The 19,888-nt window shown below is 67.3% G+C and carries 8 protein-coding genes; all 8 read right to left on the bottom strand.

Translation table 11 applies throughout. The annotated features are described in order from the left end of the window. Positions 1-427: 427 nt before the first annotated feature. The 8 genes from LXT23_RS27125 to pglX all read right to left on the bottom strand — a co-directional run bounded on the left by LXT23_RS27125 (position 428) and on the right by pglX (position 19,880). Positions 428-2,491: an SNF2-related protein gene (locus LXT23_RS27125; protein ID WP_253983219.1), complete on the bottom strand. Its 2,064-nt coding sequence runs from the start codon at positions 2,489-2,491 to the stop codon at positions 428-430. Beyond that, positions 2,488-4,215, bottom strand: a complete 1,728-nt coding sequence (locus LXT23_RS27130) for a hypothetical protein (RefSeq protein ID WP_253983220.1) — start codon at positions 4,213-4,215, stop codon at positions 2,488-2,490. The genes LXT23_RS27125 and LXT23_RS27130 overlap by 4 nt, the downstream gene beginning before the upstream one ends. A 65-nt stretch (positions 4,216-4,280) precedes the next feature. Continuing rightward, on the bottom strand, positions 4,281-5,681 hold the full coding sequence (locus LXT23_RS27135; protein ID WP_253983221.1) for a hypothetical protein: 1,401 nt from the start codon (positions 5,679-5,681) through the stop codon (positions 4,281-4,283). Between the two features lie 265 nt (positions 5,682-5,946). Continuing rightward, complete coding sequence (locus tag LXT23_RS27140) at positions 5,947-8,715, bottom strand: DEAD/DEAH box helicase (protein WP_253983222.1); 2,769 nt, start codon at positions 8,713-8,715, stop codon at positions 5,947-5,949. A gap of 2 nt (positions 8,716-8,717) precedes the next feature. Then, positions 8,718-10,088: a BREX system ATP-binding protein BrxD gene (gene brxD, locus LXT23_RS27145; protein ID WP_253983223.1), complete on the bottom strand. Its 1,371-nt coding sequence runs from the start codon at positions 10,086-10,088 to the stop codon at positions 8,718-8,720. Continuing rightward, positions 10,088-12,670, bottom strand: coding sequence for a BREX-2 system phosphatase PglZ (gene pglZ, locus LXT23_RS27150; protein ID WP_253983224.1), 2,583 nt, complete (start codon positions 12,668-12,670; stop codon positions 10,088-10,090). Before pglZ ends, brxD begins: the two co-directional genes overlap by 1 nt. Continuing rightward, positions 12,667-16,278 (bottom strand): DUF6079 family protein, encoded by a 3,612-nt coding sequence (locus LXT23_RS27155; RefSeq protein WP_253983225.1) that lies wholly within the window; start codon positions 16,276-16,278, stop codon positions 12,667-12,669. Before LXT23_RS27155 ends, pglZ begins: the two co-directional genes overlap by 4 nt. Continuing rightward, positions 16,275-19,880, bottom strand: a complete 3,606-nt coding sequence (gene pglX / locus LXT23_RS27160; protein WP_253983226.1) for a BREX-2 system adenine-specific DNA-methyltransferase PglX — start codon at positions 19,878-19,880, stop codon at positions 16,275-16,277. The genes LXT23_RS27155 and pglX overlap by 4 nt, the downstream gene beginning before the upstream one ends. Between the last annotated feature and the right edge of the window lie 8 nt (positions 19,881-19,888).

The raw sequence follows: 19,888 nt of genomic DNA on the forward strand, positions 1-19,888 counted from the left end.
ACACAGCGCCAGGAACGAAAAAAGCCCCCGAGTCTTTCGACTCGGAGGCTTCTATCGGAGTGCCCAGTGCGGGATTCGGAGCCGGCAAATCACATCATGCCCGGTGCCAGGTGGTGAATCCTCTCCAGGAAAATCAAGCACTTGTGCGGACGACAGGCGCAATACGTCGCGTCCCCTCAAACAGCGGCGTAGCTGTGTAGCAGCACCCCTCACGGTTCGAACCGGCCTCCCGTTCGGGGTGCAGCAGGCCCCCGCTGCCAATGCTTACCCGGCGGTCCGATGGCTACTCCCCGCTCCGCGAGGGACACGGCGCGCCCGAGGCCCCGTAAGGGCCAGTCCCACCATGTATGCACGCACGCCCCTCCCCTGCCAACCTCTGGGCGGGCACTTCTCAAGAAGCCGGTGGGGTGAGAGGCGTCGGAGATCATCACACGCAGAGCCGCCGGTTGAGCAACTCGAGGTCCTTGCGCGCGCCGCGAAGGACTGCCTCTGCGAAACTCTGCTCGCAGTAGCCCGCTTCATCGTCGAGCGATGGGACACCGCCGAGCAGCAACCCGAAGGCGTTGATGCGCTGCCTCATGATGCCGACGGCCTTCTCGTCGCGTGTGCCGCCGAACGTCGGGTACGCGTAGCAGATCGGCTGGCCCGTGAGCGCCGCCCACGAACCGACGCGACGCACGCGGCCGTTGCGCTGCAATGTGCGCACGGGGCTGGGATCGAGTTCATAGTGGATTAGGTATCGGCAGCAGCGATGCAGATCGACGCCCTCGCTCAGGCGGTCGGTGGTGACGAGCACGTCGGGCCCGAACGGGCTATTGAAGAGCGCGAGCACGATGTCGGGCTTGCCCGTGTACAGCGTCTTCGGCGACTCGCCGTGACCATCGTGGTCCCATGCGCCCATTGCTCGAAGGCCGTCATCGAGGCGCCCCGGGAACTGGGAGGCCTTGCCGCCGAAGGTGTGCGTTCCCTTCACAATGCTCTTCAAGAGGGCGCGCGTCGACGTCGACTGCGTGTCGAGGAGAGACTCCGTCAGCGTCGTCGCCGCCTCGAGAATCGTCGGCACGCCGGAGGGCGCATTGCGCGGTCTGATTGTCGCGAACTGGTCCGCCAGAGCCTTCGCGGTGCTCGCCGGCTTGCCGAGCCAGCCACCGATCTGCAACCGCAGACCGGGCGTGCTGAGCCAATCGATGATCGGTGCCACGAGGGCATCCTTGCCGGGCAGCAACGACTCCCACGCTGCACGCCACACCTTCTCAGGCGGACCGCTCCGCGAATCGCTCGCTGCCTTCAGGGATCGCTCCAGCGCGCCGAGCAACTCGCTTGCAGTCGCGCGGTGGTGGCAGAACACGAGCACCTTCTCGCCAGCGTCCAGCAGCGGCCGGATGGCCTCGCTGACCGCCGCAATCTTTGGGTGGGGCATCGTGCGCCTGACGCTCAGCGCCTTCGTCGCCGCCTTGATGTGACGGAGAGCAGCGTGGTCGGAGCCGTCTTTGGCCCGCTCCGTGGCTCGCTCGAGCCTGGTGCCGACGTGCTGCCAGCCGATGTGGAAGCGCGGGTCGTTCCGCCGTTCACCCTTCCGCTCCGGTGTGAGCTGGAGGAGGCGGTCCATCCGTAGGAGCAGCGCGAGATCCTCCTGCGTCGCAGGTGCCGTTGGGATCTCCCATCGCTCTGCGCTGACGGCACCGAAGTGCTTCCGCTCTGACGCCGACAGGTCGTCGACGCCGTGACGGATGAGGTATGGCTGCAGTTCTTCTATCGCCGCCCTCGCAGCGCTCACGAGCCGCTTGGACTCAGCGGTGACGTCGTGGCCATCGCCGAGGGTGTAGAGTCGCTTCAACTCTCCCGCATAGCGTCGCACCGCCTCGAGTTCGGTTGCGCCGGCGAACTGCAGCAGTTGCTCCAGCTCAGCGAGCCTGATGCTAAACGGCGTGGCGGTGAGAATCAGCTTCCGCTTCGCGCGGTCGCCGAGGTTTCGGAGCGCCTCGTTGAACGCGCTGCCGTCCCCCTTCGCACGGTGCGCCTCGTCGATGATCATGAGGTCGCACGCGGTGCGCAGCTCATTGTTACCGTGGCTCTTGACCAGTGCGTGATGGGTCGCGATCTGGATGCGCCCCGCGTTCAGCTTCCCGACGTCGCCTTGCTTGATGCGGTCGTAGCTCGCGCCGAGCTGCTCGAGCAGGGGCACGTGGCGCTCGAGCTCCTCGGCCCAGCGCCGACGCAGGACCTCGTTAGGCGCGTAGATTCGCACGCGCTTGTCCTGGCAGGCGACGACCCACGCGACGAGCGCGCCGACCGTCGTCTTGCCGAGCCCAACGTCGTCGGCCAGCAGCACACCACGTCCGCCCGCGAGTCGAGAGAGGATCTCCTTCGCTGTCTTGAACTGCCTCGCGAGCGGCTCAACCTGGAGGCCGCCCGTCTCGTGTTCGATGTACCGAGCAGGGTTGTCGAGGAAGCGCAACCTCCGGGCGTCGATCTGAAAGTCGTCCATCATGCCTCCTCGTCGAGGCGCCAGCCGAGTTCCTCGGCCACGAGTCCAGCGGCGGGGCCCTCGCGCCGCGCGTAGAGCGCGCGCAGTTCCTCGCCGTCCAAGCGCACACGTTCGAGGAGCGCGGGTTCAATCGCCGCCTCCGCGAGCGCCGATCGCCACCGGTCGACCACGTTGAACGCCGCACGTGCGTCGAGCCATGCTTGAACCGAGTAGTCGGCGGCGGGCGCACCGACGGCCGGCGGCCTGTGGCCGCCTCCGAGACCGGGAATGGACTCGGGATCGACGACCGGACCACCGTAACGCTGAAGGAGGAACGCCTCACGCAGGGCCTTCGCGACAGCGGGATCAACCTCGGGCAAGGGCGTCTTGGCGAACTCGGCAGGAGGGCGAAGGTCGACGACAGCGACCTCCAGCGTCTCAGCGCCCTGAGTGAATCGTGCGGTGATCGGCGTGTGCTCCGGGTCCTTCCACGGTATGGCGGCAGCGCCATCGACGAGCGAGATGCGTTCCTCTGAGCTGCCCGTGAAGGTGACGAGGGTGGTGATCGGCGTGTCGAGGTCGGAGCTGCGTGCGCGCAGCTCAATCCGCTTCCCGTCCCAACTGGCTTCTGCCCATTCGAGCGCCGGATTGGGCTGCTCGTCGTCGGCGCGATCGACGCAGAACGGAATCGTGTCCGGCGGTTCGAACGGCTCGCCGAGCGCTTCGAGGTCCGTCCACTCGGACTCGAAGACGACGCCGAGCTCGAAGTTGCGAGGCGAAGTCTTTCCTGCGCCCCACGCTGCGACACTCCAGTTCGCCGACGTCACGAGCAGCCACCGCTTTCGTCGACTGCGCAGCAGGTACAGCTTGGCGTGACTCCAGCGCGGGTCACCGTCGCGATGCTGCTCCGTGAACCTCGCCTCGTTCGGAAGGCACTCGAGCTGCACCCCGTTGCTCTCCAGCTTCTCGCTGGCGGCAGTGGAGAGCGCCCAGCCCGTCGTCGCGGCCCATGGGTGCTTCTCCGAGATCCACTTGAGGTGGATCTTGCCCGGGACGACTCCCACGTCGGCGCTCCACGCCGACAGAGTTCGATCTTTCCACTCGCCGATGGTCGGCGTGAGCACGTGAAGCTCGGACGGCTCAAACTGCTTGAGCTGTCGAGCGGCGCTCCTCTGACCGGGGATGCTCGCGACGAACGTGACGTCCGCCGGGCACTCCACGCGGCCGAGCAACGTGATGAGGCGCTGGACTCGCGTCGCCGCGACCTCCCCTGCGGAGGCGCCGAGTGCTTCGAGAAACGGAACCAGGTCCCCCCAGGTTTGACGCGTGCTCTGGGTGGTGCGATCGCCCAGCGGCAACGTCACCTGCCAGCCAGCCTGCAACTGCCCCTTGAATGCCGAGGCTGTGAGGTTCGTGGACGAGACGTGCAGCTCGAGGTGCTCCTTGTCGTCGACCTTCCAGTGGAAAGCCCAGAGCTTGGCGTGTTGCACGGCGCGCGCCGCTGCACCGACGGTAAAGTGGCTCACGTAACGCCAGAGCCACGGGTATTGAGAATCCTCCCTCGCTGCGCGTGGCGGCGACGAGATAACGGTGAGCCGGCCGTGCAGCACTTCGAGGGCCGTGCCCAGCTCGCCGAAGAACATAGTGCGCTCCTGCACCTCCTGCGAGAGCGAGTGGCTCGCGCCGAGCAGCGACGGCAGCAGATGCTCGACCAAGAGACCGGCGTCGGGCTGCTCGAAGCTCGTCATCCACGCCTCGTGGAGCCGGCCTCTGGGAGGGGGAATGGGAAGGACGTCTTTCCAATTCGGAGTGGTCACAGGGCGTCGCCTTCCTCGTCGTCGGGCTCGTGCCGTGCAACGTCATCGAGGTCGTTCCGCGCAACGGCGTCGAGCACGTCGCCCATCTTCGCGACTCCGCACTGGGCCGCCAGACGACTCAACGGCCGTAGGCGGAAGCGGTAGTCGCTCGCGGCGATGCCGGTGTCCGCCACGAGCGGGACCATCTTGCCGGCTTGTTCACGGAACCAGCGCCGACCTCCGCCATGTTCGTGGTGATGCCGCGCCAGCGCCCGCAGTTGGTCGACCGGACTCACTGCGTCTCGCATGGCCTCGGCGAGCCTCGTAATCGCGTGATCGTGTGGGAACACACTCCTGCCGGGCGCACGAAGCCATGCCGCGCCAGCGCCATGAACCGAGTCGAGCCTCGAACGCAGCTCCGCCGCTCGCGCCAGCTTCTCGACGGCGGGAGCCTGCTTCGCTTCGTCGTGGTTGATCTCCCTCCAGAGCCCTCGCATCGCGTGCATTGCCGCGTCAGCGAAGCGCGAAAAGGCAGGGAGCGGCGCAAGGGATGCGGGCTCAACCTTCTTCGAGAGCACGCTGCAGTTGGCGAGCGCGTCGCACAGGTCGGCGTGCGACCTCGCGCCTTTCGCGCTGGCCAGCACCTCGGCCGTAACACGGCGAGTCGACTCTGCGCTGAACAACACGGGCTTGAGCAATCGGCGTTCTTCCTCGGGGAGCCGCTTGCTTACGGCCTCGTCGGGCGTGGGCAAGAAGCCACCGACCTTCGCCCATGACGTTTGCCACCCGCGCTCTACCCAGTAGCGCGCCTCGTCACCAGCGCTCCAGTGGCCCCATTTCGTGCCGTTTTCGAAGTGCTCCTGCTTGAGCTGTACATCATGAGGGAGGCTGTCGTTCACGAGGTTCGCGAGCTCAAGACTGGTGGCGTCGGGCGTCCACCCGTCGCCCATCGTCAGCCCTGGGATGGTACGCAGGACCACGCGGTACGCGCCGTACGTTCCGACCTGTCGGTGCCGACGGAACTGGTCCGGGCTCATCGCGAAGTTGGGAAGCTGGCGGTCGGCCTTGCGCCAGCGCTCGATGCTTCGTCGCCCACGAAGCTGGCCCGTGGTCTGCCCGGACTCCAGCGTGCGGTCCACCCAGAGAAGCTCAAGGGGGCGGAGCCACGCGTACCGCGCGCGTTGATCGTCACGTCGAGACAAGTCACCGCCGCCGGCGTTCCGCCACGCGACGTGCGACCACTTCAGACACCACGAGAGGAGGGTAATCCATCTCGCGTCGGAGGCGGCATTGCTCAAGCCGGGTGCCAACAGGTCCGCGAAGTAGTCTGCGCCCGCGCGGAGGCCGAGCGCGTCGCCGCGCCGAACCGGCACTGGGTCCCAGGGTGCAGTGAAGTACCAACCGCGCTGCTCGATCATCTTCTCACCGCTCCGCACGTCGTGGCTCCCGCTCGGCCGCCGTCAGCCTTGCCGCGACCGCTGCGCTCTCTTCCATGAGCCGTGACACAGAGTGTCCGTGGCTCGATCGAAGCAAGCACCGTTCGCGTCGGCCGCGACATGGGCCGGCGGCATGGCAGCAGGCGCGCCACGCGCGAGCGCATTGAGTGCTTCCCCACGATGGTCGATCGACGGGGTCCCCGTCGTGGTCGTCGACGCGGGCGGCGTCACGGCAGCCTCCATCACATCAGCGCTGGCCGTCATGCTGGCCTCCCCCGGTGTCCGGCGTGACGCCCAGCTCGTTGAAGCGCTCGTGAAGCGCGAGGAGCACCTCGGCGTCGAGCGCGGCATACTTCAACTGGTCGGCGTCGAGCGGGCGGCGGCTCCAGTTAGAGGTCTGCGAGGTCTTATCGAGGACGATGCCCAGCTCGCGCTCGCACACCATCGCGAGGCTGTGACCGCCGAGGGCGTCGGTGCCGCGCGCGCGGCGCGAGGCCACCAGGGTGTCGTAGACGCCGTCGAGGGCGACGCCGATGGCCGCGAGGACGCGCCGCTCGAAGCGAGCGTTGTGGATGACCTTCACGGGCACCGCGCCGCTGAGGACGTCGAGAATGGGCTTGAGGTCACCGACGGCCAGCGGGTCGATGAGGAAGGTCCGCTTGCGCGTCGCGATCTGCAGGAGACAGAGTGTTCCGAAGTCGAGCGCGGTCTCGACGTCGAGGCCGACGACGTCGGCGGCGCGCAGCTCCTCGCTGACGACGCGCAGTGCCGCCGGCGTGTCCACCCACTGGACGTCGTTCTTCGGCGCTGCGGCAACGCCCGGGACGGCGCGCGGGGCGAGCTCAAGGGGCAGCGGGCCGGTGGCCTCGACGTCGGCGAGGCGCATGCCGGTCGGTCGCGCGGCCACGCGGGAGCCGTTGACCTTCACGCTGGCGAGGAATCGCAGCGTGCCGGCATGATCGAGGAGGCGCTCGGACAGGAGCCGGTCCTCAGCCTCCTCGGGAAGGCACGGTTGGAATTTGCTGAGCATCCCGCGCGCCATCTCGCGGGCAGCGTCGGCAGCGATGCGCTCCCAGTTCAGGTCGGCGAGCGAGCGGATCGCGTCACCCGCAGCCGTGAAGGCGATGTCCTTGCAACGCAGCGAGAGGTTCCCCGCCACCCACTTCTTGCCGGACTTCTGCTCGAGGCCCGCCGCGAGGAGCCGGTTCACCGCACCGCCCGCGAAGGTGTGCCACTGGACGCCATCGGGGTGGTCTTCGAGCGATGCCGTGCCTTCCTCGAGGAGGCCGTCGTAGCTGTCACGCACGACAGCCAGCTCGGCGGCGGCGGCCTTGCTGAGCCACGCGCCCTCCTGCTTCTCGTGAAGCAGCACGTCGTGCATGCCCTGGCAGAGCGCGTTCGAGAGCACGCCCGGCAGCCCGAGCCAGCTCGGCACGCGGCCGTAGTCGGCGGGGCGCACGTGGAGCACGCCCTTGCCGTAGTCGATCTGCCCGACCTCCCACGCGCGCCCGGAGAGACGGAAGCAGAGCGGGCCCTTGCTGGCGTCATGCATCGAGACGAAAAGCGCCTGGATGTAGCCGACGTCTTCCTTGCCGTGCTGCACGCGCATGACCGGCGGTGCGGTGAAGACGGCGTAGAGCTCGAAGAAGTTCTTGCGGCCGTAGAGCTTCTCGCCGCGCTGGCCGAGCGACAGGAGCCCGTCGGCCTCGTAGAGAATCTCGCGCTCGAGCATCGTGTCGACCAGTTCTTGGACGCGCTCGGGGCGCACCGATGAGAACGGGTACGCGGCCTCGACCCACGGCATCAGCTTGTGCCGCGAGATGCCTCCCTCTTGGAGAATGAGCGCCATCACCTGGTGCGCGAGCACGTGCATCGCGTGAGCGGCGGGCGTGACGTCCTCCACCCATCCCGCCTCGGCGAGGCGCAGCAGCGCCACCGACTGGAGCAGTGACTCGGAGCTCAGGCAGAAGAACGTGCAGTTGGCACGCGTGTTCGCGCGGCGGCCGGTGCGTCCGAGGCGCTGGAGGAACGAAGCGACCGAGGCCGGCGCGTCGACCTGGATGACCTGATCGAGGTCGCCGACATCGATGCCCAGCTCCATCGTCGAGGTGCAGACGATGGCCGTGTTCTGCCCCTTGGCGAACTGCTCCTCAGCGAGGGTGCGGTCGGCGCGGCTCACCGAGCTGTGGTGGATGAAGACCTCGACTCCTGTGCCAGCGAGAGCGTGCGCGACCTTCTCGGCCTTGCTGCGGCTCTCGACGAAGACGAGGCTCTTCTTGCCGCGCGCGACCTGCCCGATGGCGGCCGCGGCCTCGCTGATGTCAACGCACAGGTCAAGGCGCAGGTCACGCTGCGCCTTCGCCTTCGGCGGGTCGACGAGGCGGAACGGCCGCTTGCTCGAGCCCTGGAGCCACTCGCCGATGACATGCGGGTTGCCGACGGTGGCCGAGAGGCCGATGCGCTGGATGTCACGGCCCGTCATCGCGACGAGGCGTTCGAGCAGGCTCGCGAGATGCGCGCCGCGATCGTCGGCGGCGAACGCATGCACCTCGTCGATGATGACCGCCGAGAGCCCCGAGAAGAGCGCCTTCGCGTCGGTGCGCTCGGAGATCATCATGACCTCGAGCGACTCGGGGGTGGTCATCAGGATGTGCGCGGGCGTCTCGCGGAACTTCTTCTTCTTCGAGTCCGAGACATCGCCGTGCCACTTGAAGACCTCGAGGCCCACCATGCGCGCGTACGACGAGAGCCGCTCCTCTTGGTTGTTGAGGAGCGCGCGGATGGGGCACACGTAGAGCGCGCAGACGGGCTTCAGGTCCTCCGTGAGAATCCGCGAGAGCACCGGGAAGATCGACGCCTCGGTCTTTCCTCCGGCTGTCGGAGCGAGCACCACAGCGTTGCAGCCATCGAGGATCGCGTCGATCGTCAGCTCCTGGACAGGGCGGAGCGAGCGCCAGCCCAGGTCGTGGATGATCGCGTGCTGCAGGTGCGGATGAAGGCGCGCGAGTCCCGCCATCGCTACCCGTCCAGTCGTTTCCGCTTTGGAGCCGGGGGCGGTTCCTCGCTGTCGTTGGAAGTCGGCTCTTCGGGCCCCTCGGGCGGCTCTTCGACGGGGCGCCCGTGCTTGGCGGCGAGCTCCTCGGCGGTGAGCTTTCCGTCGTCGAGCGCGAGCTTGTAGTGCTCGCGCGGATCGTAGGCCTCGTGGATGTCGACGCGGTCCATCACGTCGATCAGCTCGCGGAGGAACATGCGCGGCGCCAGCGCCACCTTGCCGCCGAAGCCCGCCGTGACCTGCGTCACGAGCCCCTGGAGGAACGCGTCGCTGACGCGCTCGGTGAGGCGCGCCGGGTTCTTCGCGGGGTACAAGTTGCGGATTCGAGTGCCAACCGTGAGCAGGCGGTCGTCCGTGAACGGCGTGAGCCGCACCTGCGGGGCCTTCAGGTTGTCGAAGCGAGTGTCCTCAGAGAAGTTCACCTGCACGCGCTGGTACAGCGGCGCGAGCGCCTTCAATCCCTTGTAGCCCTCGAAGAAGTCGCGCGTGCCGGTGACCACCAGGTACAGCCCGGGCAGCTCTTCCTTCGCGAGCACGTCCATGAGCTGCCGGAGCGCGTTGAGCGACTTCTCGCGCGTCTGCGCGTTCATGCGCTGCACGGTCTCGACCTCGTCGAGGACGACGACGAGCCCGGCGTAGCCCGACTGCCGGAGCAACTGGAGCAGCCCGGCCAGGAACGTCAGCGACGCCTGGCCGTCGACCTTGCCCTTCACGCCCGCCGCCGCGAGCACGGAGCGATCCGTGTGCGGCTGCCCAGCGAGCCACGCGAGCAGGCCCTGCGCGGTGGCGAAGTCGCCCTGGTGCGTCGCTCGGTGGTAAGCGCGAAGCACCTGCGCGAAGGCGGGGTTGCGCTTCGAGAGGTCGGCGAGCTTGTCCTCGAGCCGCTGCTCGGTCGCGTCGGGGAAGCCTGGGTCGTCCTCACTGATACCGCGCAGGCGCGTGACCTCGTCGCCGACCTGATAGAGCCACCCCTCGACGATGGCTTGGAACGCATTGGGCCCGTCGGCTGCCGTCTCGAGCTTCTCGATGAGGCGCCGGTACACCGTCTCCAGGTGATGGAGCGGTGTGTCGTTGATCGAGATCTGTACCTCGGAAGATGCGAACTTCCGCTCGCGCGCCTTCGCGCACAGGTAGCGCGCGGCGAAGGTCTTGCCGGTGCCGTACTCGCCGCGAATCCACTTCGACAGGCCCTTGCCGCCGGCAACGAAATCGAGGTCCTCGTTGACCGCTCCAACGAGCGCGTCGAGGCCGGTCGCGAAGTGTTCGAGCCCCACGTTCGGCACGAGACCACTGCGGAGCGCGTTCACGATGGCTGCTGATTCGGGGACGACAGCCATCAGCGTCCCCCCTTCGGCTGGTAGCGGTACATGGTCTCCCCACTCGGCAGGACTTCATCGCTGAAGAGAACGTGGCCCCCCTCGTGAAGGGTCCGGCGCAGCGACCGCATGAGTCCGTTGAGGCGGCCCGGGTTCTTCTTGAGGCGTTCGGCCAGCTCGCTCGCCCGCGCAGAGCCCGTCTCGCGCAGCAGCACGAGGATGCTCTTCTCGTCGAGGCTGAGCTTCGCGAGCAGCTCCTTCGGGATGGGCAGCGAGTCCGCCTTGTCGGCCGGGTTGAACAGCGAGAGCTGCGCCTTCGGCTTCGCGGGAACTTCGTCCGATGGCAGCGGCGTCACGATCGGCGGCTGTACCGGCTTCGCTTCGGTGGTGACCTCGGCGAGCGCACCGCGCCCGTACCACCACGCGGGCTCGTCGGCGTGGAGGCCATCGCGCTCCAGCCAAGCAAGAGGGACGACCACCTCCTCGAGCCCGCATCCGCCGTGGAATCCGACCTGCGACCCGCCGAGGTACGCGCCCGAGCGCCAAGCGAAGGCGCGCCGCTCGGGCGGTCCGCCGAGCCCGGCGACGTCGATCTCGATGAAGCCCTCGGGCACCGGATCATGCTTGCCGAGCGCGGTGTAGCGCGGCGTCTTGCCGTTGCCGGAGCGGAGCGACTTGTCGACGAAGGGGCTGTGACCGTGGTCGGCCGTGATGAGCACGCGCCGCTTCGCATTGAGCGCCACGCGCAGGGCGGGCTTGAAGGCGGTGATGTCCTCCGGCGAGATCTTCACCGTCGCGCCCGTATTCGACGAACCGATCTGGTCGTCGACCGCGTTGAACACGACGCCGACCACCGAGAGCGACTCGTCGTCGAGCGCGGAAAGAAGCTCCTGGCCGCCGTCGGTCAGGTCGCCCTTGAGGAAGAGACGCCGCTTGCGGCTGCCGAGGGCGGCGTTCTGGTTGAAGCGCGCCTTGTCTGTCTTCGCCTCGTCCTGGTCCCGGAACACGGTCTCGGCGACGAGCGGGTCGTTCGGCAGCTCGCCAAGGAAGATGGCGCCGCGTGCGTGGCTCGTGACGGTCGGCAGCGGCGAGAGCGCCGGAAGGCCCGCGACGAGCCCGCTTGCATCGGGCTTGATGCCGAGTGGGAAAGAGCTGTCCTGCGCGAGCGTGTAGAGCAACTCGAGGAACACCGGGTAGCTGCAGCCGTCCAGCACGACGAGGAAGAGGCGCGCGTCGGGTTCCTGCTGCCACACGGGCGCGACGGTGCGCTTCCAGAGTCGGTGCAGCGGCGTGAGCCCCTCGCGGTGGAGCGCGGCCTCGTAACCACCGGAGAGCGTCTCGGCGAAGTGGCGGTTCTCGCGGTCGCGGCGCTCACGGCACGCGGCGAGCAGCTTGTTGGCCTCGGCGTGGTAGTGGACGCTGCTCGCGAGCGCGCGGCGCAGTTGCATCATCGCCAGGTCGACGAACGCACCACCCCGCTGGTAGTCGCGTACCTGCTCGAGCAGGCCGAGCTTCGGGCTGAAGGGCTGGTCGAGGTAGCGCGAGATGCGCGCCATCGACTCGAGCACCGCGAGGTCGCCGCGATGCATGCGCGCCGCGCGGTGGTTCGACAGCCACGTGATGTCGGCGGCGCTGATCGCCCTCCCGTTGGCCGCCTGCTGCGCGAGCTCATGGCAGCGGTCCGAGAATGCGAGCGGAAGCACGCGGCTGGTCTGGAGCTGCGTGGGCGTGAGGCTTTCACGCCCGACGCGATCTGCACCGGCGAGGAGGTCACCCGCCGCGTCGCCCAGGAGCGCCAGCGTCTCCTCCGCGAGTCGCGCGACGGTGCGCCGGAGGATGCGCCGGTCCATCTCGAGCGGAGGCTCGGTGGCGGCCTTCCACAGCGTGCCCCAGGCGGGCTTCGGCAGTTCGGCGGCTTCGACCGTGAGGACCGCGCCGTAGACCACGAGCTCGCGCAGGCGCTTCTCCGGCTCGGCGAGCGCCCACGCGAGAAGGCGTCCCTCGTCGCCGTGAAGCGAGGGCATCGCGTCGCGCACGAGCTGGCTGATGTTCGGCGACCAGCGCGGCGGCTCCTGTACCCAAGTGGCCAGAAGCTGCGCGGGGCTACGCGTCCGCACCTGCTCGCCCACGCTCACGTCGACGAGCAACTCCGTGAGCAGCCGGCGGTCGACCACCGTGGGCAGCGTTCGATGGCTCATCACGAAGCCCAAGCGATCCACGTTCTCGAGCGCGAGCTGTTGCATGTAGGGCGCGTCTGCGCCGACGACGCGCACGCCAAGTACGACCTCGAGCACGTCGTTCACCGAGAGCGCGTGGACGCGCTGGTTGCGCGCGCGCCGCAGCAAGTCCGGGGCGTTCTGGATACGCCGCGCCACGTCCTCGGGCATCACGGCGATGAGAGGCGCTCCTTTCGCCTTCCACAGCAAGTGCCGAAGTCCGAGCTCGGACGAGATCCGATGCACGCCGTAGGAGCCCTTCGGCGTTGGCATCTGGTCCGGCAGGTTCTCGAGGCCCTCGCCGTCGATCACAAGCAGGTAGCCCGTCTCGCTGACACCACCAGCTTGATCGAGGAGACGACGGAGAAGGAGCTGGGCAGCACTCACTCGAGTTCCTCAGTGCGCACGAGTACGACGCTGATCGGCTTCGTTCCCTGCGCAGTGAGCGCCTTGCGCACCTCGTCCAGGAAGTCCGAGATGGCGTCGGCGTCGGTCGGGTTCACGCGCTTCTTGAGCAGCACCGTGCGTGGCGTGACCTCAGTGCCACCGCCGACGAGCGGGGGCTGGGCGCCACCACCGATGACGGGCGGCTGCACGCCACCACCGATGGCCGGAGGCTGCTCGATGAGGCGCTTGATCAACTCCTGCGCCTTCTTGTTCCAGGTCGCGACCCAGTCCTTCGTCAAGGGCTGCTCGGCCTGCGCCGCCGCGAGGCGGCTGTCGAGCGCGCTCAGGTGTCCGCTCACCTCGCTGCCGATGACGGGGTGGTTCACGCCCGCCTTGAGGTTCCCTCGCGCGTGCTCGTTCAACTCGGCGAGAGCATCACGAAGCGTCTCGGCCTGCTGCACGATGGTGCGCAGCGCGTCCGACGCATCGTCGGGCCACGCGGCGAGCAGCTCGCTCAGCACCTTGTGGCTGTCGGTCGTGGTCTGCGCGAGCGGGCCGAGGCGCGTGTTCGCGGTCGACAGCTCCTTGAGTCGGTCGCCGCCCTGGACGCCGAGATGCACAAGACGCGTGTGCAATGCCTGCAGCACGGTGCGCCTGGCCTGTCCCCTGGTGCGCAGCTCGGTCGTGAAGCGGTCCTGCCCCTGCAGCGAACGATGCGCGGCGGGGCGCGGGACCTCGAAGAGCTGGTTACCGAGGTCACGCAGCCGGTGCCAGTCGGCGGCGCTCACGAGCTTGCCGCGCTGGAGCCGGATGCGCGTCGTCTGCGACATGCCGATGCGGACGTCGGCGGGCTCGCCGCTGATGTCTTCGAGCGCGCGGTGGTCTCGTTGGCAGAGGAAGCAGAGGAAGAGGTCGACGAGCAGCGGCTGGAACCCGTAGGTCTCTCGCAGGTGGTCGGCGATCGGCGTCCACGACACCGAGTCCTGGTCGGCGCGCTGGAGGACATCCTTGATGTAGCGGGAGTCGAGCCGCAGCGACGCCTTGGTCTGTCCGAGGTTTACCAGCTCGAGCGGCTGGCCGAGGTTCTTGAGGACCTTGCCGACGTTCTCGTCGTACGCGATCGAGACGCTGCCTTCGCCTGCGTCGACCATCCAGCCGAGCAGCGACTCGAGGTCCTGCTTTTTCGGCTCGGCGAGAAAGGTCGGGTGCTGCGGGTAGCGGCGGTCCACGAGCAGCGCCGCGATGTGCTCGAGGTTCTCGGCGAGCGTCTCGCGCGGGCGGCTCGAGTCCACGTCCGAGATCAGCGCGACGAACTCACCATGCCGGACGTAGACTTCCTTGAGCAGGTCTTCGAGCTGGCCCTCGAGCGTCTTCTGGCGAATGCCCGCCTGGTCGAGCACCTTGCTCTTGTCCTGCGGCCCGAGCGTCTCGAGCAGGTCTTCCTGCCCGGCATCCGAGAGCAGGTAGCGCACCGCCGCGAGCTCGGTCAGCACGCCGAGCTCGGTCGGGCTCATGTGACGCGGCAGCCAGCAGACCGTGTGCAAGAGGCCCTGCTTCTTGCGAACGTTGATCGCGCGCAGACGGTCTTCATCGACCGTGTGCCCGGGCTCGTCCCACGGATAGTCGACGAGGATCTTGAATGCCCCGTCCGGCGGCGCGAAATCGTCGTACGACATCTCGCGCACGTTCCCGAGCTTGATGCGACCACGCCGCCTGGTGCGCCGCCACGAGAGGTCCCAATCCCCCTCGTTGGGTCCGCCGTCCTCGAAGCCCTTGGTGCCGGCGACGCCGAGCGTCTGGCGCAGCGCGAGCCAGAACACCTTGAAGCGCTGGGCGGGGTTGTCGACCTTCGAGCGCGCGCGCCCGAGGATCTCGCCAAGGCTGACGCGCCCGAGCACGTAGCGGACGAGCGCGGTCTTGCCTTGCCCGGCCACCTGCAGGTCGGGCACACGCTGCGAGAGCGCGAGCAGGTCCGTCTCGGCCACGCGCACCTGACCACGGAAGGTCTCGCCTTCGACGTCGACGGCGTTGAGCTGCACGATCCGCTCGATGGTGAGCCCACCCTGCTTCAGGCGCGGCGACACCTCGGCGAGCAGCACCGTCTTCACGAGCTGGTTGAGTGCGCGGCGGCGCTCGTCGTTGAACTCGGCGCCGCCCTCTTCGGCCATCTTCGCCATCGCCGGCGCGAGGCGCGAGTAGTACTGGTGGTGGATGTCCTGCATCAGCTCCACCTTCTTGCTCGCCTCGACGCCCGACTCCGGGAAGATGGCAGAGAAGGCCGAGCCCACCGGCAGGAACTCCCCGAGCGGCAGCTTCGGATAGTGAACGACGAGCAGCTCGTAGAGCAGGCGCAGCGCTGAGCGCTCGCGCTGCATCAGCGAGGTGACGTCAACCAGCATCTCGATGAGCGCCGGGTGGAAGGGATAGACGTCGCGCAGGTAGTCGAGGTCGCCGCCCGCCAGGAGCGCGGGCAGCACCTTGCTGTGCTTCTCCGACAGCGAGCTGACCGCAGCCTTCACCTCGTCGGCCTTCTTCGACCGGAGCACGCGGCCGCGCACGATGTGGCGCAGCTCGACGTCCTGCAGCTTCGTGATCTCGAAGCGCTTCGCGTGGTGATCGAGGTGCTCGTGGATCTTCGACTCGTCGACGAGGTCCGGGAAGAACTCCTGGAGATTTCGCTGGCGGGCGACGAAGACGAAGATGGGCGCCGGTCGCTGCCCCGTGTTGTGGTCGACGATGACGTTGAGGTTGTTGATCTCGGCAACGAACTCCTGGCCGCTCTTCTCGGCGAGCCAGAGAAGGAACTCGTCGATCATCAGCACGATGCCGCCGAAGCCCTGGGCCTTGGCGTGCTCGGCCATGCGCTTCAGGCCCTCGCTCCAGCGCGGGTCGATGCCAGCGTCGGAGGCGTCGCGCCCCTTGTACTTGAGCCACGCGCGCGCGAAGCGCTCCTTGGCCTGAATCGAGCCCGCGGCGAGCGCCTCGAAGTCTTCGCGCCCGCCGACGATGCCCTCGGTCTCAAGGCGCTTCCAGACGACCTCACCGTACTCCTTCGCCTCGCGGCGGACCTCCTCGAAGATGGCGTCGACGTTGAGGAACTCGAAGGGCACCTTGCCGCGCCGCTTGAGCGCCGCGTTGAAGCCCTCGTAGACGGCGCGGTCGAAGCCGGTGCTCTTGCCTCGCACCGAGAGCATGTGGATGCGCACGACGAGCAGGCCCGCCTTCGTGAGCCACGCTTCGTGGTCGCTGGCCTCGCCGCCCTTGCTCGCCTTTGCGTCGCGATGGGCGTTGAGCAGCGGGCGAAACTTCTTCCACGCGGGCGGCGCTCCCTCGACAAGCAGCGAGAGCATCGTCATGAAGTGCGACTTGCCGCTGCCGAAGCTGCCGTGGATGAAGCGGCCGTACTCCTCGCCTCGGTCGAAGACCTGCTTCATGTCGTCGAGGATGCGGGGCAGCTCCTTCTCGACGGCGGGGGTGACGACGTAGTCGCGTGCGAGCTGCTCGACCTCCTCGGAGTTGGGGTCCAGTTCGCGCAGTTTGACGACGAAACCCATCGCCCGGATATCCTCGGGACGCGGAAGCTCGAAGGCCTCAGTGATGGTGGTCATGACTCGTCGCTCTCCTCGATCTCGCAGTCTTCCTCGTCACGCGCAGCGGCCTTCTTCGCGCCTCGCTTGGCGCCGGAGGCGCGCGAAGTGGGTGGCGGGAAGCGTTTCTTCCAGTCCTCGATGAGCTCGCGGCTCGGGCCCTCCGGACCCACGAGCGCCTGCAGCTCGGCCTTCAGCCGCGTGGCGGCTGCAACGTCTTCGCGCGCGACGTCGGGCAACAGGCGCCACGAGCTGTCGAGCAGGCCGATGCGGTCAGCGAGCGGCACGGACGCGTCCTCGAGCTCCTCGTCGATGGTGAGGATGGCCTTCACGCGCTGCTGCGCGGTCCAGCCCGCCCAGCCGTAGAGCGTTTCGACGCCGGAGCGCCCGGGCACCTCGGTGAAGGAGATGAAGCGCTCGCGTGGGACGTTCAGCTTTCCCCGCAACCGCCAGTACTCAGTGCGCAGGAAGTCAACTGACTTGCCTCGACTGCCTTGGCTGAACTCTGGAAGAGACTCCCCGCGTTGAAGCTTCTCGCCTGCATCTTCTCTTCGCTGAAACGCCCACACCTCTTCCCAGGCGTTTCGCTTCAACAGGCCAGATACCGTGTAGATGTGGGAGGGGTGGGTCGGAACTGCCTCGGTTGCGAGAACACTTGAGACCAATGCCTGCACGTCGACGTCGCGACGTCCTTCGTAGAGCGAAGCAACGTCGAGGAAGCGTTCATCGTCCTGCACGGCCGCGGCGAGGTGAGCGGTCGTTAGCGGACGCGCCTTGTTTGCGAACACCGCCTCAAGCTGGTCACTCAGCCATGCAAATGCGGCCACCTCGAGGTGGTCCGAGTAGTTGTACGGCTCCCACTTGCGTTTGTACTCAGGGGCTTCGAGTGCGCCCAACGGGGCGTGAGTAGCGATCAGCTTGAGTCTACGCTCAAGCACTTCGCGGTACGCCTTCTGGTACACGTCGGGAACGTCGACGACTGCCATCCCACCGTTCGCCGAGAACCAATGAGTCTGCACGTCGCCAGCAGCTACCCGTCGGGCCAGATGGATTGCGAACGGGCGGTGCTCGGAACTGATCGAGTCGATCTCGGACAACGGCGTGAGTTCTGTTCGCGGCGCCAGTCCAAAGAGGCAGTAGACGGTCCAGTCGAGTTCCTCTTGGAGCGCAATCATCCTTTCGCGCACGACCCGGTGCTTCCGCTCTGCCGTGACCACTTCCGAGGAAAGGTCTGACCATGACTGGCCGAGAAGATAGGAGGGCTCAAGCTGAACCAACTCCCGTGCGAGCTTCTCGATCCGACTTGCGACCTCCCTAACGCGGCCACTGTCGTCCGCAAGGTACGGGAGCCGCTCGACAAGCCCACCAGAGAACCGGAGCCGCTGTGCCCACGGCTCTGCCTGCTTCTTGGTGCCGGAGCTTCGTCCGCCGACCTTCTTCGCGTTGTTGCGGAGCCAGAACGAAGCAAGCGACGAGTTGAGGAATCCGAGCAGCTCAAGGTGCGCAAGCTCGCCGCCGCCCCCCTTGACGCGAATGATTGGAGCCGTGTTGTTGAAGACGAACCCGCCGCGTTCCAGCGCGAAATGGTTGTGCGTCGCTACGTCCGCGAACGTGATGCGCAGCGGTACGCGGTAGCGAGCGGGAATCCACCTGTACCAGTTCCACCAGTTCGCACCCTCAGAGGCGCGATCGCCGGAGAAGGAGCTGACCGAGTTGAGAGCAGTCCGATAGCGCCAGAGGTGGTTGGGGCGAGCGAGTCGTCCTTCGAATGGGAGAGGCTCGGCGTCCTGCACGCCGTAGGGCGTCAGCGCCTCTTCCGTTGGACGGAGGCACCAGTCGCGGACGTTGGTGCCCGCAAGCAGGGGGCGGACAAACTCACAGCTGTATCCAAGGCGGACGAAGGTACCCTTGGGCTGGTAGAACGGCTCGTCTAGACCGGCAAAGGAAGCGAAGCCGATCTGCTCCACAACATCCCCGAGTCGGACCCGGGTCGTTGCTTCAATTTTGCTGATAAGATCCGATGTATCGCCTACGTGCAATACCCACGGATGCGCGGCCATCCTGGCTCGTGCGAGGTCGTCGACTCGGATGTAATCGTTTTCGAAGCCAAGTGTGGCCCAGCCGGCAACCACGCTCGACCACACGGCTGCCGTGGAGAGATCGACAGGCCGATCGGTGTCACCGGACTTTCCGATCACAGTGCGGATCGGCGCCAACTTTTCTGGACGTCGATTTCGCCCGAATAGCATCACGGTCGGCGTCTCGAATCCGGAGTGCGCGACGATGGCTCCCGAGAGATCCACAACGAGGCTCAGGTCGATCCCTGCAAGGACCTCCTCCACGAACGGCTTCCCGGCCTCTCCCTTCATGAAGTTGTTCGCCGTGATCACTCCCACGAAAGCCAAGGGCTTTGCGAGCTGAAAGCATCGTTCGGTGAAGAGAGCGCCAAGTCCGTAGTCCTTGAATGCGGCCACGTAGCGTCGACGGCGACCTACGTTCTCGCGGTGGTACTCCTTCTGAAGCCTGTCGCGTTCCTCGTTGTACGGAGGATTTGCGACCACCGCGTGGAACTTTATCTCGAAGACCTTCTTGAGTGCCGCGCGAACATCCGAGCGCGTGAGCGTCGCGCGCGGCTTCTCTTCGACCGGCTCGAAGAGCGAGAACTGAAGCGAGGGCTTCTGCTCCTCCCTCTCGACCTGTTCGAGCCCATCGGCCCAGTACACGTGCGGATGGAAGCGCGCGGCGTCGGCGAGCTTGGTCACGCCTGCCAGCTCGGCGGCCGTCATGATGAGGCGCGTGCGTGCGAGCGCGCAGGCATAGTCGTTGAGGTCGATGCCGACGACGCGGTCGAGCGCGTGCGCGACGACCTGCTCCTTCGACCAGTCCGAGTGCTTGTCGGCGGTTGCGGCGACGAGGCGCTTCAAGCCGTCGATCAGGAAGTGGCCCGAGCCGCAGGCGGGATCGAGCAGCCGCACTTCGTCAGCGCCGAAGGTCTCGATGGCCGGCGTCAGGGTCCGGTTGAGGATGAAGGCGCGCACGAAATCGGGCGTCTGGCAGAGCGCGAAGCGGTCCTTCACGACCGGATCGAGCTCCTGGTACAAGTCGCCCATCAGCTCGCCTTCGAAGCGCTCCTCGGCGAAGCTCCACACCGCGCCGCTGTCGGCGTCACGGTGGCGCCAGAAGCCGATGAGCGCGCGAGAGAGATCGTCCGACGGCAACGACACCTCGGCGGGCTGGGGGCTGAACAGCTCGGGCACGCCGCCGCGCGTGCTCGCGAGGTCCTTGTAGATCCAGCGCAGGAAGGCCGTGTCGCCGAGGTTCGGCGCGAGCTTCTCGAAGAGCTGCTGTGCCTCAGGATCGAGCAGCCGCCCCGGCGCGAGGAGCCCCCGGTCTTCGAGCACGCGCACGTAGACGCTCTTCAGCACCCAGAGCACCGCAGCGCGGCGCGAGAGGAGGTCCGTCCAGACCTCGAAGTCCTCGGCGACGCGCTCGTCCTTGTGGAGCTGCTCTGCGGCCGCGCGTGCAGCGCCGGGCGCGCGCATCTTCGCGCGCAGGTCGGCGGCGATCTTCGCGACGTGGTCGCGGAGAGCGGTGGTCAATCGGGCTCGGTCGTTCGCTTTCATCGATGTTG

The sequence above is a fragment of the Pyxidicoccus xibeiensis genome, from assembly GCF_024198175.1.
GTDB classification, from domain to species: domain Bacteria; phylum Myxococcota; class Myxococcia; order Myxococcales; family Myxococcaceae; genus Myxococcus; species Myxococcus xibeiensis.